Source organism: Labrenzia sp. 5N, assembly GCF_012395805.1.
Lineage (GTDB): Bacteria > Pseudomonadota > Alphaproteobacteria > Rhizobiales > Stappiaceae > Roseibium > Roseibium algicola.
In genome coordinates this window covers 173,483-187,891 of record NZ_JAAZTM010000013.1, presented here as the reverse complement: position 1 = coordinate 187,891, position 14,409 = coordinate 173,483, and the positions used below count along the sequence as shown (strand labels likewise).

General features: G+C 61.2%; 13 protein-coding genes. 9 read left to right on the top strand and 4 right to left on the bottom strand.

The window, feature by feature from the left end; genetic code table 11:
* The first annotated feature begins 3 nt into the window (after nt 1-3).
* Both HEP89_RS13405 and HEP89_RS13400 read left to right on the top strand, forming a co-directional pair.
* Nucleotides 4-1,515 (top strand): mannitol dehydrogenase family protein, encoded by a 1,512-nt coding sequence (locus HEP89_RS13405; RefSeq protein ID WP_168692241.1) that lies wholly within the window; start codon nt 4-6, stop codon nt 1,513-1,515.
* A gap of 150 nt (nt 1,516-1,665) precedes the next feature.
* On the top strand, nt 1,666-2,205 hold the full coding sequence (locus tag HEP89_RS13400; RefSeq protein ID WP_168692240.1) for a TlpA disulfide reductase family protein: 540 nt from the start codon (nt 1,666-1,668) through the stop codon (nt 2,203-2,205).
* 37 nt (nt 2,206-2,242) lie between these two features.
* Here HEP89_RS13400 and HEP89_RS13395 read toward each other — a convergent pair whose 3' ends face one another.
* Genes HEP89_RS13395 through HEP89_RS13380 form a run of 4 tightly spaced genes read right to left on the bottom strand, consistent with a single transcriptional unit; the run spans nt 2,243 to nt 6,206 of the window.
* Nucleotides 2,243-3,070 (bottom strand): heme ABC transporter ATP-binding protein, encoded by an 828-nt coding sequence (locus HEP89_RS13395; RefSeq protein WP_168692239.1) that lies wholly within the window; start codon nt 3,068-3,070, stop codon nt 2,243-2,245.
* 9 nt (nt 3,071-3,079) lie between these two features.
* Nucleotides 3,080-4,213 carry an iron ABC transporter permease gene (locus HEP89_RS13390; protein ID WP_168692267.1) on the bottom strand — a complete coding sequence of 378 codons (1,134 nt, stop codon included), beginning with the start codon at nt 4,211-4,213 and terminating at the stop codon, nt 3,080-3,082.
* An 8-nt stretch (nt 4,214-4,221) separates the two neighbouring features.
* On the bottom strand, nt 4,222-5,121 hold the full coding sequence (locus tag HEP89_RS13385; RefSeq protein WP_168692238.1) for an ABC transporter substrate-binding protein: 900 nt from the start codon (nt 5,119-5,121) through the stop codon (nt 4,222-4,224).
* The gene (locus HEP89_RS13380) at nt 5,118-6,206 is read right to left on the bottom strand and encodes a ChuX/HutX family heme-like substrate-binding protein (protein WP_168692237.1); all 1,089 of its coding nucleotides are present in this window, start codon (nt 6,204-6,206) and stop codon (nt 5,118-5,120) included. The genes HEP89_RS13385 and HEP89_RS13380 overlap by 4 nt, the downstream gene beginning before the upstream one ends.
* A gap of 266 nt (nt 6,207-6,472) precedes the next feature.
* Between HEP89_RS13380 and HEP89_RS13375 the strand changes: the two genes are divergently transcribed.
* The 7 genes from HEP89_RS13375 to HEP89_RS13345 all read left to right on the top strand — a co-directional run bounded on the left by HEP89_RS13375 (nt 6,473) and on the right by HEP89_RS13345 (nt 14,392).
* Nucleotides 6,473-8,614, top strand: a complete 2,142-nt coding sequence (locus tag HEP89_RS13375; protein WP_168692236.1) for a TonB-dependent receptor — start codon at nt 6,473-6,475, stop codon at nt 8,612-8,614.
* A 169-nt stretch (nt 8,615-8,783) separates the two neighbouring features.
* Nucleotides 8,784-9,848 carry a LacI family DNA-binding transcriptional regulator gene (locus HEP89_RS13370; RefSeq protein ID WP_168692235.1) on the top strand — a complete coding sequence of 355 codons (1,065 nt, stop codon included), beginning with the start codon at nt 8,784-8,786 and terminating at the stop codon, nt 9,846-9,848.
* Between the two features lie 39 nt (nt 9,849-9,887).
* Nucleotides 9,888-10,883, top strand: coding sequence for an ABC transporter substrate-binding protein (locus tag HEP89_RS13365; RefSeq protein ID WP_031270345.1), 996 nt, complete (start codon nt 9,888-9,890; stop codon nt 10,881-10,883).
* 63 nt (nt 10,884-10,946) lie between these two features.
* Entirely contained in the window at nt 10,947-11,750 is an 804-nt protein-coding gene (locus HEP89_RS13360) for an ABC transporter permease subunit (RefSeq protein WP_077291913.1), read from the top strand.
* 1 nt (nt 11,751) lies between these two features.
* A complete protein-coding gene (locus HEP89_RS13355) occupies nt 11,752-12,543 on the top strand; it encodes an ABC transporter permease subunit (RefSeq protein WP_167579554.1) in 792 nt (263 codons plus the stop codon).
* Nucleotides 12,540-13,583 (top strand): ABC transporter ATP-binding protein, encoded by a 1,044-nt coding sequence (locus HEP89_RS13350; RefSeq protein ID WP_077291912.1) that lies wholly within the window; start codon nt 12,540-12,542, stop codon nt 13,581-13,583. Before HEP89_RS13355 ends, HEP89_RS13350 begins: the two co-directional genes overlap by 4 nt.
* Entirely contained in the window at nt 13,580-14,392 is an 813-nt protein-coding gene (locus HEP89_RS13345) for a phosphodiesterase (protein WP_168692234.1), read from the top strand. The genes HEP89_RS13350 and HEP89_RS13345 overlap by 4 nt, the downstream gene beginning before the upstream one ends.
* Nucleotides 14,393-14,409 lie beyond the last annotated feature (17 nt).

Sequence of the window (14,409 nt, the reverse complement as noted above, 5' to 3'; positions counted from 1 at the left end):
CCAATGACCCAGAACCTAAGTGAAACTGTGCTCTCTTCTCTTCCTGAAACCGTCAAGGCACCGGCGTATCGCCGGTCGGACCTGACCCCCGGCATCCTTCACATCGGCGTCGGCAACTTCCATCGCGCGCATCAGGCCATCTACCTGAGCAAGCTGTTCGATCTCGGCGAAGGTCGTGACTGGGCCATCGTCGGCGCGGGCCTCAAGCCCTACGACAAGACCATGCGTGAACGCCTCCAAGCCCAGGACTGGCTGACGACCGTGGTCGAGCTCGACCCGGAAGGCCTCAGCGCGCAGGTCTGTGGCGCCATGATCGACTTCGTCGACGTGGATCCGAAGGCGCTGATCGCTCGCCTTGGCGAACCCGATATCCGCATTGTCTCGCTGACGATCACCGAAGGCGGCTATTTCGTCGACCCGAACACCGGTGGCTTCGACGTCAATCATCCGGAAATCCAGGCGGATCTCGCCTCACCGGATGCGCCACAGACCGTGTTCGGCGTGCTTGTCGCCGCCCTGCTGGCCCGCCGCGACAAAGGCCTTGAACCCTTTACCGTGATGTCTTGCGACAACCTGCCCGAAAACGGCCATATGGCGAAACAGGCCGTTGCCGGTTTCGCCAGAGCCTTGTCGCCGGAAGCCGGAAGCTGGATTGCCGACAACGTCGCCTTTCCAAACGGCATGGTGGACTGCATCACCCCCGCGACCGGCGACCGCGAACGCGGCCTGGTTCAGGAACGCTTCGGCCTGACCGATGCGGCCCCTGTCGTCTGTGAACCCTTCCGCCAATGGGTGCTGGAGGATCATTTCCCGGCCGGTCGCCCGGCTCTGGAAAAGGTCGGCGTCGAATTCGTTGAGGACGTCGCTCCATACGAGCTGATGAAATTGCGCATTCTCAATGGCGGTCATGCGACCATCGCCTATCCGGGTGCGCTGCTGGGACATTACTTCGTCCATGACGCCATGGCCGATCCACTGATCTGCGCGTTCCTGAAAAAGCTGGAAGAAGACGAGATCCTGCCGACGGTTCCGGAAATTCCGGGGGTCAGCTTCGAGACCTATCTCACCACCGTGATGGACCGGTTCTCCAATCCGGCGGTGGGAGACACGATCCCCCGTCTCTGCCTTGACGGCTCCAACCGCCAGCCGAAGTTTATCCTGCCTTCTATCCAGGACCGCCTCGACAAGGGGTTGCCGGTGGCTGGCCTTGCCCTCGAAACGGCTCTTTGGTGCCGTTACTGCCTCGGTCACAACGAGGCTGGAGAACCGCATGTCATCGAGGACAACAATGCCGACATCCTGAAGGCCTGGGCACAAGGCGTATACGCCGACAAGCCTGCGCGCATCGAAATGCCGGAGCTATTCGGTGGGCTCGCTTCCGACGAAACCTTCCTGAAGGCCTTCAGCTACGCCGCAGGCATGATCGCTGAAGATGGGGTAGCCGCAACGCTGAAAGCCTACCTCGACGGCCGCTTCGACAAAGGCGCCCCCGCCCTCAAGGCGAACGCCCACTAGGAAACGAGGGATCACACTCGCGCCACCGTGTGCGCAATGTGATCCCATTTGCCTTTCAATTTGCCCTGTCCCGCTTACCTTGATGTCACTGACAGACGAGGATTTGACCTTCGCCTGCACGACGGAAAGCGGTAAGGCGGGATTACGGGCATGAGACAATTGAACAGACGGGACCTTCTGGCTGGTAGTGCGGCAATGGCATTGCTGCCGGGATCAGTGTTTGCGGCAGGCAACGACTTCTTCCGACTTGGTCTGGCCGAACCGGCCTTCGAAATCGAACCGAAACTCGACCTTCCCGATCTTGATGGCACCGTCCACACGCTTGCCGACTATTCCGGAAAGATCCTGCTTGTATCGTTCTGGGCGACATGGTGCCCGCCCTGCCGAAAGGAAATGCCGGGTCTGGCGCGTCTCAACCGGGAACTCGGCCCCGAAGGCTTTGCAGTGCTCGCCGTCAACGTAGGTGACCGGCAGGACCGGATCGAAGGTTTTCTGGATGAGATCAACCATGATGGCCTCACCGTCCTGATGGACAAGGACAAGGCCATGCCGAGCACCTGGTTCCTGCGTGGATTGCCGGTGACCTACGTCCTCGATGGCACCGGCAAGGTTGCCCTCGCCGCCATTGGCGACCGGGTGTGGGATTCAGAGGAAATGATCTCCGCGCTGCGCAGTTTGAAGACTGCCTGAACCTGACCACGTCGAACATCAGCAGCGTGAAAGACCCTCAGCCGTTGTCCATCGGCACGATGACAGGCCGTCCTCCACCCGAGCGTGTCAGGATTTCCAGCGGAAAGTCATAAGCTTTCGACAACATCTCCGCCTGCATGACCTCGTCCCGCGTACCGAAGGCAAGACGGCGGCCACCCTGCATGACCAGCACCCGGTCGGCAAAGGCCGCGGTCAGGTTGAGGTCGTGCATCACCGCGACGACGCCGCCACCACGCTTGGCGTAATCGGCTGCAAGCTGCATGATCTGGACCTGGTGCTTGATGTCGAGACTGGAGACCGGTTCGTCCAGGAACAACCAATGCGGCAGGCCTTCTTGCGGAAGCGGGTCCCAGACCTGACACAACACCCGTGCGAGCTGCACCCGTTGCTGCTCGCCGCCGGACAATTCCTGATAACTTCGCCCTTCGAACCCCGACAGGCCGACTTTCGCAAGGGCTTCGGCAATGCGCCGGGCACGGAAGGTCCGCTCCCGGCGGCTGGAGGTCAGGCCGAGACCGACCACTTCCGCCACGTTCAGCGGAAAGGAAATCTGGCTTGCCTGCGGCAGCACCCCGCGCATGGCGGCAAGCACTTCCGGTGACAGGCCGCCAACCTCCAGCCTTGCCAGCGTTAACCCGCCGGAATAAGGCAGTTCACCGGTCATTGCCTTCATCAAGGTCGTCTTGCCGGAACCGCTTGGCCCGATGATCGCTAGCACTTCCCCAGCCTTTGCGTGAAAGGAAAGGTCCTGCACGATCCGGGTCTTGCCTGCCGAAACAGACACCTGCTCGACAACAAGATCGGGTGTCAGCGCCGTGCCATTTTCAATTGTCCTGTGCAACATGACTACACCCTAAAGACCTGTGAGGCCGCGCTTGCGCAGCAGGATCCAGAGGAAGAAAGGCGCACCGGCAAAGGCGGTGATGATACCGATGGGCATTTCCGCCGGTGCCACGATGGTGCGCGCCAGCGTATCGGCGGCTATCAGCAGGCAGGCGCCAAGAAGCGCTGCGGCCGGCAGCATGTAGCGATGGTCGGGACCGATTGTGAGACGAAGCAAATGCGGCACGACGATGCCGACAAAACCGATGCCGCCGCTGACAGCCACGGAGGCGCCGGTTGCCGCCGCCACCAGCAGGATGCTGAGGTTCTTGAGCCGCTGCACCTTGATGCCGATGTGCGAGGCGGCGGCTTCGCCAAGCGTCAGACCGTTGAGACCGCGTGCCAGGAACGGCACGCAGACCAGCATGGTGAGGATGATTGGCGCGGCAGAAGCGACCTTCTGCCAGTTGGATCCCGCGAGCGACCCAAGTCCCCAGAACTGCAGGTCGCGCAGTTCCTGGTCATCGGCCACATAGACCAATAGCCCTGTCATCGCACCGGTGAGCGCACCGAGCGCAATGCCCGCCAGCAGCAATGTCGCAACTGACGTGATGCCTCCGCGCGTGCCGATCCTGTAAAGAAGCAGCGTCGTGACGAGGCCGCCGGCAAAGGCTGCCAGTGGGACCGCATAGATACCCAGAAGCGCCATCACTGGCGCCAGTACGGTATTTCCGAAAACGATGAACGCGGCTGCGCCAAGTCCCGCCCCGGCGGAAACGCCGACAATGCCCGGATCTGCAAGCGGATTTCGGAACAGCCCCTGCATTACGGCGCCGGACACCGCCAGGGCCGCTCCGATAAGCGCTCCCAGCGTAACCCGCGGCAGGCGAATATCCATGAGCACGATCCAGTCCCTTGCCGAAACGCCCTGTGGCACGCCCTCTCCCGCTCCCGCGAAATAGGACGGCACATGCGGCAGAAGCTCCAGAACCGGGATCGAGATAGGGCCGATGGCAAGGCTTCCCAGAACGACGAGACATGCCAGCACGGCGAGCAGCACAATGACGGCCCGGGCGAGCGGAGCCCTGTCTCCGCGCTGCAGGTCGGCAAGCCCAAGGAGAGAGGAAATCCGTCCCCTTCTGGCGGGCAAGGCCGTATCGCTCATCAGTGCCATCAGCTTGCCGTATCCGCCAGACGGGTCGACAATTCACGGACGGCTTCTGCGGTGCGCGGACCGAACCCCAGCAGGAGCTGCCCGTTCATGCGGACCAGTCGCCTGTTCTTCCCTGCCGGCGTTTGCGCCACGGCCGGATGATCGAACACCGCATCACCGCTCGTTGCGTCTTCGCCGTCGCCGTGGCGATCCATCATCAGCACGACGTCCGGTGCCGCACTGACGATCGCCTCGTCGCTGAGGATCTTGTAGCCGGAAAAGCCGGACGTCGCGTTTTCAGCACCCGCAAGCGCAAGTATGCCGTTGGCGGCCGTATCCGATCCGGCGGCAAGGATGCGCCCGCCCTTTGTCGACAGGACGAAGAGGACACGAACGCCTGACGTCCGGCTTTCAGCGGCACGTTGCGCCTCGGCCAGATCCTGTTCAAGCTTGCCCGCAAGAGCATCGGCCTTCGCCTCGACGCCGAGCACATCACCAACGACACGCACCTTTTTGATGATGCCTTCGGCGGTATATGCCTCCGGCACATCCGCCATCGCCACACCGGACTTGCGCAACACGTCCACCGTTTCCTGAGGCCCGCTGCCTTCCAGCATCAGGATCAGCTCCGGATTGACAGAGAGCACACCTTCCGGGGACAGCGCGCGCATGTACCCGACATCCGGAAGGCTTGCCGCTTCCGCCGGGAAGATGCTGGTGCTGTCACGGGCAATCAGCCTCTTGTCTTCGCCCAGGGCGTAGACGATCTCCGTCACCGAACCGCCGATGGCAACAACATTGCTGCTGTCCGGACTGCCCGTGCCTTCCGCAAACAGTGGCTTGCCGGGCAGGACCAGGGCTGCGACGGTCAGCGCGACAGCCGCCGAGACGCCGGAAAAACGCGAAAGTGACCCGATCATTCCGCTGCTCCCAGCTTTACCGCCCGATCCAGTTTCGGCAGGTTTTCGGCAAGGCCGCGCCAATCGGACCGTTCCTGGTTGCCCTCACCACGCACACCGAAGAACTGGATGATCTGCTGTCCGTCGCTGTCATAAGCTTCCACCGACGTGACATGGCCGACATCCGCCGGTTTGCGCACGGCCCAGACCTCGTGGATGTGGTCGGTCCGCAGATGCAGATGGAAGGTCGGGTCCATCACATTGATCCATGGGCCCCGGTCCATCACCGTTGCCACCGCCCCGGAGTGGATCTGAATGCAACCGCGATTGCCGACAAAACACATGATCGGGATGTTTTCCGACGCTGCAAGACGCAACAAGGCCGGCACCGCCCCACGATCGAGCGGCCAGGCCCAGGCATCGCCCGCCAGTTCAAAGGCGCTAACCCGGTCGAGGTCCAGATCCTTCAAAAGTCCGTGGAACTGATGCGGATCGGTCATCGCCTGCCAGCGGTCGCGCAGCATCGCTTCAGCTCCTTCGGATGCCTGTTTTCGGCTGAACGGTTTTGCTTCGCTCACTTGCGGCAACACATCCGGCGTCTGGTCGTCCAGCACGAGCTTTTCAACCAGAGTGTTCCACGCATCCAGGTCCGTTTCCGCACGGGTGTGGATCTTCATCACCGCATCACCATGGGCATCGAAGAACTGCAGTGACCGGCGGATATCGTTGCCGTCAGCCTTTTCGACCGCAAAGCCATGCACCCAATTGGCCGGAAACATGCGCGTGTCGATCTGCTCGCCCAGCATCAGGGCCGCCCGCTTGCCGTTCACGAATTTCTCGAACGGGCCGATCTTCTCGTGCACCGCGCTCTCGTTGCGCGTCAGTGCCATGACCGTGCCGACGGTCTGCAACCCCGGAAACAGATCCTCGAAACGCGGCGCGATGCGGCGCACGCCATGCCCTACGAAGCTGGCGACCAGCTCCGCTTCCGTAATGCCGAGTATCTGCGCCAGATCCCGCTCCCGCATCTTCGGATTGTCCGCGCGTGCCGCCCGGATGTCGGCTGCGCTCTGCCTGGTTTCAGAGGAGATCTGATCGGCATTCATGAGTTCTATCCCCAATCGCTATGGTCTTCCTGCAGCCCGCGCTCAGTTTTCCGCCTCATCATCCCGTAACGTAAATTACTGAGATTATTAGGAATTTTTGAATCATTCCAAAGAGACGCTTTTCCTCGGCGACCGCAATCTAATACTTGACTCCTATATTCATATTTCATTAGGAACACAATACCTGAGTCACTGACTCATGTTTAAAACGCTGTGTGAGAGGCAGCGAAAAGGACGCGAACAACGCGCACTCTTGGAGAATTTTTATGGGGCTCAAGAAGACCGGTAACACCCGCTTGATGGGTGGTGTTGCCCTTTGGGTTTTGGCTTTTAATTGCGGGGCGGCTGCACAGGATGCAGTAGCGGATGCAGCACCGGCGACACCCGTTGCCGGACAGGATCAACCGGTGTCGCAGCTACAACAGATCGTGATCAGCGCCGGCGTGCCCAAAGTCGCGATCGACACTCCTCAGGCCGTCACCGTGCTGGACCAGGAAGCCATCGACGATCTGCAACCGCGCTCGATCGGAGACGTCTTCCAGGAGATCCCGGGCGTCACGCCGATCGGCAGTAACTCGATCCTCGGCGAAAGCATCAATATCCGCGGTATCGGTGAAGCTCTTTCCGGCGACGAGACCCGGATCATCATGCAGGTAGACGGGGTCAACAAGTTTTTCGAACAGTACCGGATGGGGTCGTTCTTCTCCGATCCGGAACTCTATAAACAGATCGAGGTCCTGCGTGGACCGGCATCATCGACACTTTATGGCGCCGGTGCGATGGGGGGGGTGATCACCTTCACCACAAAGGATGCCAGCGATTTCCTCGATCCGGGTGACCTGATCGGTGGCCGGCTGAAAACCTCCTGGGATTCGAACGGCAACGGCTGGCTGGGCAGCGCGATCGTCGCGGCGGAACCGGTCAAGAACCTCGAGTTGCTCGGCGCGCTCAACTATCGGCAGTCTCAGGACATTACGGATGGCCAGGGCAACGAGGTCCCGGACACGGATTTCAACTCCATCAACGGTCTGATCAAGGCTCGTTACACCTTCGGGGAAAATGAAGACCAGTCCGTTTTCGCAAGTTACCAGAACTGGTCGAGTGACGAGGACGACCAGAACTACGACCAGATTGCCTGGGGTCCGGACTTTGGCGACGTCGACCGCACAGTGACGGATCAGACTGCGATCGTCGGTTATGCAAACGGGTTTTCAGGAAACGATCTGCTTGATGTGAAGGCCCAGTTCAGCTGGTCCGACACGCGGGTCGAGCAGAAGAACCAGGATCAGATCTGCGCCCAGTTCGCACCGGCGCCAGCGCCGCCGACCTGCTATTACCCGTTTGGCTTCAATTCCGAATATTCCTACGAGACCTGGCAGGGCAAGGCCGACAACGTCGCAACGTTCCAGCTGGGCGAAGACTGGATGGCCTATGTCACGACCGGCATCGACGGCCAGTACCAGGAACGCCGCAATCCGCGTGATTTCGGCACCTATGTGCGCAGTGGTTCAGGGTCTCACCCGGAAGGCGAAACGGTCAACGTCGGCGGTTATGCGCAGGCCGAACTGGTGTGGAACGACCGCATCACCCTCATTCCCGGCATGCGGATCGACTACAGCAACGTGTCTGTCGGCAGCTATGTGGACGGCAGCGGCAACACCATTAACCTGAACGAGGAAAAGAGCGCCGTCGGCTATTCGCCAAAGCTTGCAGCCATGATCAAGATGTCCGAATGGCTCGGCGTCTTCGGTTCCGTCGCACACACCGAGCGTCTGCCCTCCCTCGACGAGGTGTTTTCGAACTACGTCGTCAACGATCTCGACAAGGAACTGTCGAACAACTTCGAGGCCGGCGTCACCTTTTCTTTCGATGACCTGATCATGGGTGGTGACGCTTTCCGCCTGAAGGGAACGGCGTTCCGCAACAACGTCACCAACTACTACGCCAGCTACTGGAACGGTTCGACAGTGGTGACGGAAATCATTCCGAAAGCCCGTTACGAAGGGCTTGAGCTGGAAGCCTCCTACTGGACCGAAAGCATCTACGGGTCTCTCGGCGCCTCGCTGATCCGGGGCAACAACGTCAGCACCGGCGGCTACATGAATGCCGTCCCCGCCGACAGCGCCTTCCTCAAGATCGGCTACGTCTACCGTCCGTGGAACCTCGACTTCGGCTGGAAAGGCGATTTCTACGCCGCCCAGGACCGTGTGGGCGCCGACGAACAGGAAACCGCAGGCTACGTGCTGCATAACCTTTATGCGGCATGGCAACCGACCGACGGTTTCATGGCGGACAGTGAGGTCCGGTTCAACGTCGACAACGTGTTCGACAAGTCGTACCGGAACCACCTGAGTGAAGACGAAGGTGCAGGCCGCAGCTTCAAGCTGAGCTTCGCCAAGAAGTTCTGACCCATGACCCGCCGCCTGTCCCCGCGGGCGGCGGGTTTCAAGCCCGGTTGCGGCTGAAGACTGCGCATCGAAAAGCGCTCCCTTTCCCTTCTGGAAACGCTTTCATCAAAGTGACATCGACACCCTGTATTCAGTGTTGGAAACGTTTCCAAGACTGAAGGAACCAAGGGTGAGATCGCGTCCGCCGACGATCAAGGATGTTGCCGAGCAGGCCGGTTGCGGCATTGCAACGGTAAGCCGCGTCCTCAACGGCACCGGCTCCGCCAGCGCCGACACCCGCCGGAAGGTTCTTTCGGCAGCAAAAGCACTCGGCTTCGAATTCAGCGCGCTTGGCCGGTCCCTGCAAAGCAGCTCGACAAAGACACTCGGCTGCATTGTCCCTTCTCTCGCCAATCCCGTGTTTGCCGAAGTCGTCCAGGCTGCCCAGCAGGAAGCCCACCGCGAAGGCTATCAGCTCATTCTGGCATGTTCGGAATACGACGAAGTGCTGGAGCTTCAGGCCGCACGCACCCTGATTGCCAAACAGGTCGACGGCCTGGTCCTGACGGTCAACAATGCGGCCGACAGCGAGGCTCTGGAGCTGATCCGGGATCGGAACCTTCCCTGCTGCCTCGTCTATAACCGCTCTTCTTTCGGCTTGCCCGCGTGGGCCGTCGACAACCGCGCCGCCGCGCGTGAAGTCGCAAGGGCCTTTCACAGCCAGGGGCACGTTCAAACCGGTTTTCTGGCCCTGCGGTTCCATCGCTCCGACCGCTCGCGTGAGCGCTACGAAGGATTTGCCGCCGCATGCCGCGAGTTCGGCATGGCAGACCCGCTTCTTCTGGAAATCGAGGAGCAGGACGGCACCCTTCTGGAATTGCTCGGCACGCTTCTGGCCGAACATCAGGCCCTGACCGGAATTTTTGCGTCGAACGACTTTCTCGCCCTTGCCGCCATGAAGGCCGCACGCGCACTTGGAAAGCGTATTCCCGACGATCTGTCGCTGGTCGGCTTTGACGGCATTTCCACCGGACTGCTGGTCGACCCTCATCTGGCGACGGTCGAAACAGATCCGCGCACCATGGGTCAGGGCGCCGTCCATTCCGTGCTGGCAAGGCTGCTGGACCGGCCCACCCCCGACCTGCCGTCCGCAGCCGCCACATTCAGTTTCCGCGCGGGAGGCAGCCTTGGCCCTCCCGTTCCCGGAAAAGCCGATGGCAGAGAAGCTGCCACTTCCCTGCCATCCAATGAGTAACCCCGAGACCTGCTTGAGATCGCTTCAGGAGTCACTGACATGAAACGTACACTTTTCGCATTGGCCATGACAATGGCGGCCGTCGTGCCGGCAAAGGCCGAAGATGCCGTTTGCTACAACTGCCCGCCGCAATGGGCCGACTGGGCATCGATGCTGGAAGCCATCAATGAGAAGCTCGGCATTGCCATGCCGCATGACAACAAGAATTCCGGCCAGACCCTCAGCCAGCTTCTGGCCGAGAAGGCCGCGCCGGTCGCCGACGTTGCCTATTACGGCGTGACCACTGGAATCAAGGCCGGCAACGAAGGTGTCGTCACCGCCTATAAGCCGGCCGGTTTCGATGACATCCCCGAAGGTCTGAAGGACCCGGAAGGCAAGTGGTTTGCCGTTCACTACGGTACCCTCGGCATGTTCGTGAATGTCGACGCGCTCGGCGGCGCACCGGTGCCGCAGTGCTTCGCCGATCTGAAAAAGCCGGAATACCGCGGCATGGTCGGCTATCTTGATCCGTCTTCCGCCTTTGTCGGCTATGCGGGAGCGGTTGCCGTCAACCTGGCATTCGGCGGCGATCTGGAGAACTTCGATCCGGCCATCAGCTACTTCAAGGAACTGGCCGAAAACGATCCGATCGTTCCCAAGCAGACCTCTTTCGCGCGCGTCGTTTCCGGCGAAATCCCGATCCTCTTCGACTATGACTTCAACGCCTATCGCGGCAAATACGAAGAAGACGGCAACTTCGAGTTCGTGCTGCCGTGCGAAGGTTCCGTGCGCGTTCCCTACGTGATGAGCCTGGTGGCAGGCGCCCCGCATGAAGAAGCCGGCAAGAAGGTTCTGGACTTCATCCTGTCCGACGAAGGCCAGGCGATCTGGACCAATGCCTACCTGCAGCCGTCCCGCCCGGTGGAACTGCCGGCTGAAGTCGCCGCGAAGTTCCTGCCTGCAAGCGACTACGAGCGCGCGGTTGCTGTCGATTATGCCCACATGGAACGCGCCCAGGCCGGTTTCGGTGAGCGTTACCTGAACGAAGTCAAATAAAATCCTGACCTTGCGGGCCGGAGCGCATCGGCGTTCCGGCCCGTTTTCCCGAAGGCATTCTTCATGTCCGACAGAACATTCGTGACCGCCTGCCTTGTACCGCTGGCGGTATTCGCCCTCGCTTTTCTGGCTCTGCCGCTGGTGCGCCTGGTTCAGGCTTCCTTTGAATCAGAAGCCGGATGGCACATCTACCTGCAGATCCTGCAAACGCCTCGATATCTTGAAACGCTGGTCAACACGGTGCTGGTGTCGCTGGCGGTCAGCCTTGCCGCGCTTGCTCTGGCGACCACCGCCGGCCTGTTCCTGGCGCGGAACAGGTTTATCGGACGCGGCCTGCTGCTTTCCGTCCTGACCCTGCCGCTAGCCTTTCCGGGCGTCGTCATCGGCTTCCTGATCATCCTCCTGGGAGGACGCCAGGGGCTGTTCAACCAGCTATTGCCCGGACACATCGTGTTCGCCTATTCGCTGACAGGCCTCTTTCTCGGCTATCTCTATTTTTCCATCCCGCGCGTCCTGCTGACGGTGATGGCCGCGGTCGAAAAACTCGACCCCGCGCTGGAAGAAGCCGCCCGCACCCTGGGCGCATCGCCGTGGCGCATTCTCATCGACGTGATCCTGCCCGGTCTTGCCCCGTCCCTCGTTGCCGCCGGTGCAATCGCCTTTGCCACCGCCATGGGAGCCTTCGGAACCGCCTTCACGCTGGCAACCAATATCGATGTCCTGCCGATGGTGATCTATACCGAATTCACCCTGTCGGCGAACATCGCCATGGCGTCAGCCCTGTCCGTTATGCTTGGCCTTGTGACCTGGGCCCTGCTTTACATCGCCCGCAGTTTTGCAGGAACGACGGTTGCGGCGGGAGGCTGACGTGAAAAGATCACTCGCCTGGTGGCTGCAATGCGCGGTCACGCTTGTCATTGCGGCCTTTCTGCTGGTCCCGGCCATCCAGTCGATCCTGGCCGGGGTAACAGCCAACTACTTTCGCGGTCTTTCCTCTGGCCTGACCCTGAAATGGATCGGGCGGGTCTGGGAGTTATATTCCGCCAGCATCTTCCTGTCGCTCTGGCTCGCGATAGCCTGCCTTGCCGTCACGCTGGTGATCGGCGTTCCGGCGGCCTACGCCCTTGCCAGGAATCCCGGACGCCTGTCGCGCCTGCTGGAAGAGTTCATCTCGTTGCCGCTCGCCATTCCCGGCCTCGCACTGGCACTCGCGCTCTTGCAGCTCTACGGAACCTTGTCCGGGTTCCGCACGTCCTGGACCTTCATCCTCGTCGGCCATGTTCTCTACACGCTGCCGTTCATGGTGCGATCCGTCCTGGCCGTTCTGATGGCCATGGATTTCCGCAGCCTTGAAGAAAGCGCGGCGACACTTGGCGCGTCTGCCTTCACGCGGTTTCGAACGGTGATCATCCCCAATGCCATGCCGGGCATCCTGGCTGGTGCCCTGACCGTGGTGACGCTCTCCATCGGCGAATTCAACCTCACCTGGATGTTGCACACGCCTTATCTGAAAACCCTGCCGGTCGGTCTTGCCGACAGCTATGCCTCCATGCGGCTGGAAGTCGCCTCCGCCTATACGCTCATCTTCTTCGCGATGATCGTGCCGCTGTTGATGGCCATGCAATGGGCCTCCGCCAGAGCGCAAAGGATCGCTCAATGACCCTGACAATCGAAAACGCCGCCAAGACCTTTGCCGATGGCACGCGGGCTCTCTGCCCGACCAATCTGACCGTCGGTCCCGGCGAAATCCTGTCGCTGCTCGGTCCTTCCGGCTGTGGCAAGACGACCCTGCTGCGCATCATTGCCGGACTGGAGCGCCCCGATGCGGGCAGCCGGATCCGGTTCGACGAGACCGACGTGACCGGACTTGCCGTGGAACATCGCAATGTCGGCATGGTGTTTCAGTCCTATGCGCTCTTTCCCAACATGAGCGTGCGCGCGAATGTCGGCTACGGCCTGAAGGTTAGAAAAGTGCCGGCGGAAGAACGCCGGCAACGTGTGAACGAGGTGCTGAGCCTGTGCCGCCTTACCGACTACGCCGACCGGCCGACACATGCCCTTTCGGGCGGGCAACGCCAACGGGTGGCCCTGGCCCGTGCCGTCGCACCGCGCCCCAGGATCCTGCTGCTGGACGAACCCCTGTCCGCGCTGGACGCCGCCTTGCGCGACAACCTGCGTGACGAACTGGCCGCAATGCTGCGGCAGTTCCGGATCACGGCTGTTTTCGTCACCCACGACCAGAGCGAGGCGATGGCAATCGCGGACCGGATCGCGGTGATGTCGAACGGAACCATGCTTCAGGTCGGCAGGCCAGAAGAGCTGTACCACACTCCGGCCAATGCCTTCGTCGCCCGCTTCATCGGCAACGCCATGCCATTGACCGGACACATGGAAAACGATGTACTGCAGCTGCCTGGCGGGCAGCTGAAGCTTCCCGCTGGCGCCGCCGGCAAAACAGCTTACATACGGTCGGAAAACGTCCGGCTAGACCAGACAGGATCCTTGTCGGGAACAGTGGAAACCGTCACGTTCTCGGGCGGTCATTTCCGTCTCGCCGTGGGCGGCGTCCTTCCGGATGCCGGCCTTCTCTATCTTCAGCACCCGGGCAGGACAGCCCCTGAAACCGGCAGCACCGTGCGCCTCACCATTGATCCCTCCGACCTCATCTTCCTTGCAGACCAGACATCGACCCATTCATGACCAAGATCATTCAGATTTCAGACACCCACATTGTTCCTGAAGGAGCACTCGCCTACGGACAGGTCGACACGGCCGCGGCCCTTGCCGAAACGGTCGCCACAATCAACCACCTGCTGCCGCAGATCGGTCCAGTCGACCTCGTGATCGTTACCGGTGACCTGACCGAACATGGAACGCCAGAAGAATACGACCGCTTCAAGATGCTGATGGCGGACCTCGACCTGCCCTACAGGGTGCTGCCGGGCAACCACGACCGGCGCGAGCCGATGCGGGAGAGCTTCGCAGACGCACAGTGGATGCCCCGCACCGGCCCCCTGGACTGGCAGATCGATTTTGAAGACTTTGCCGTTGTCGGGCTCGACAGCCTTACCGAAAGCGCAGCGCATGGCACACTTGAACCGGCAACCCTGTCCTTCCTGACGGACGCGCTCTCCGGTCTTGGCGACAAACCCGCGATAGTCGGGCTTCATCACCCTCCCTTTGCCGTGGGGATCAGGGCGATGGACGCGCAGAACCTGCACGACGCAGACAGCCTGGGCACCGCCCTCTCCCTTCATTCCGGGCAGGTTCGGCTTGTCTGCGGCCATCTGCACCGCTCCATCGCCGGCCTCTTTTCCGGCAGCCTGTGTCAGGTCTGCCCCGGCACCTCGCATGCGGTCACGCTGGACCAGCGCACCAACGCTGGCAACAGCCTGACCAAGGAACCCGGCGGGATGCTGCTTCACGAATGGCGAGACGATGGTTTCCTGACCCACCTCATTCCGGTCGGCGCCTTTCCGGGGCCTTATCCCTTCCTGGGCGTTTCCTGAGGACCTGAAACGAGCAT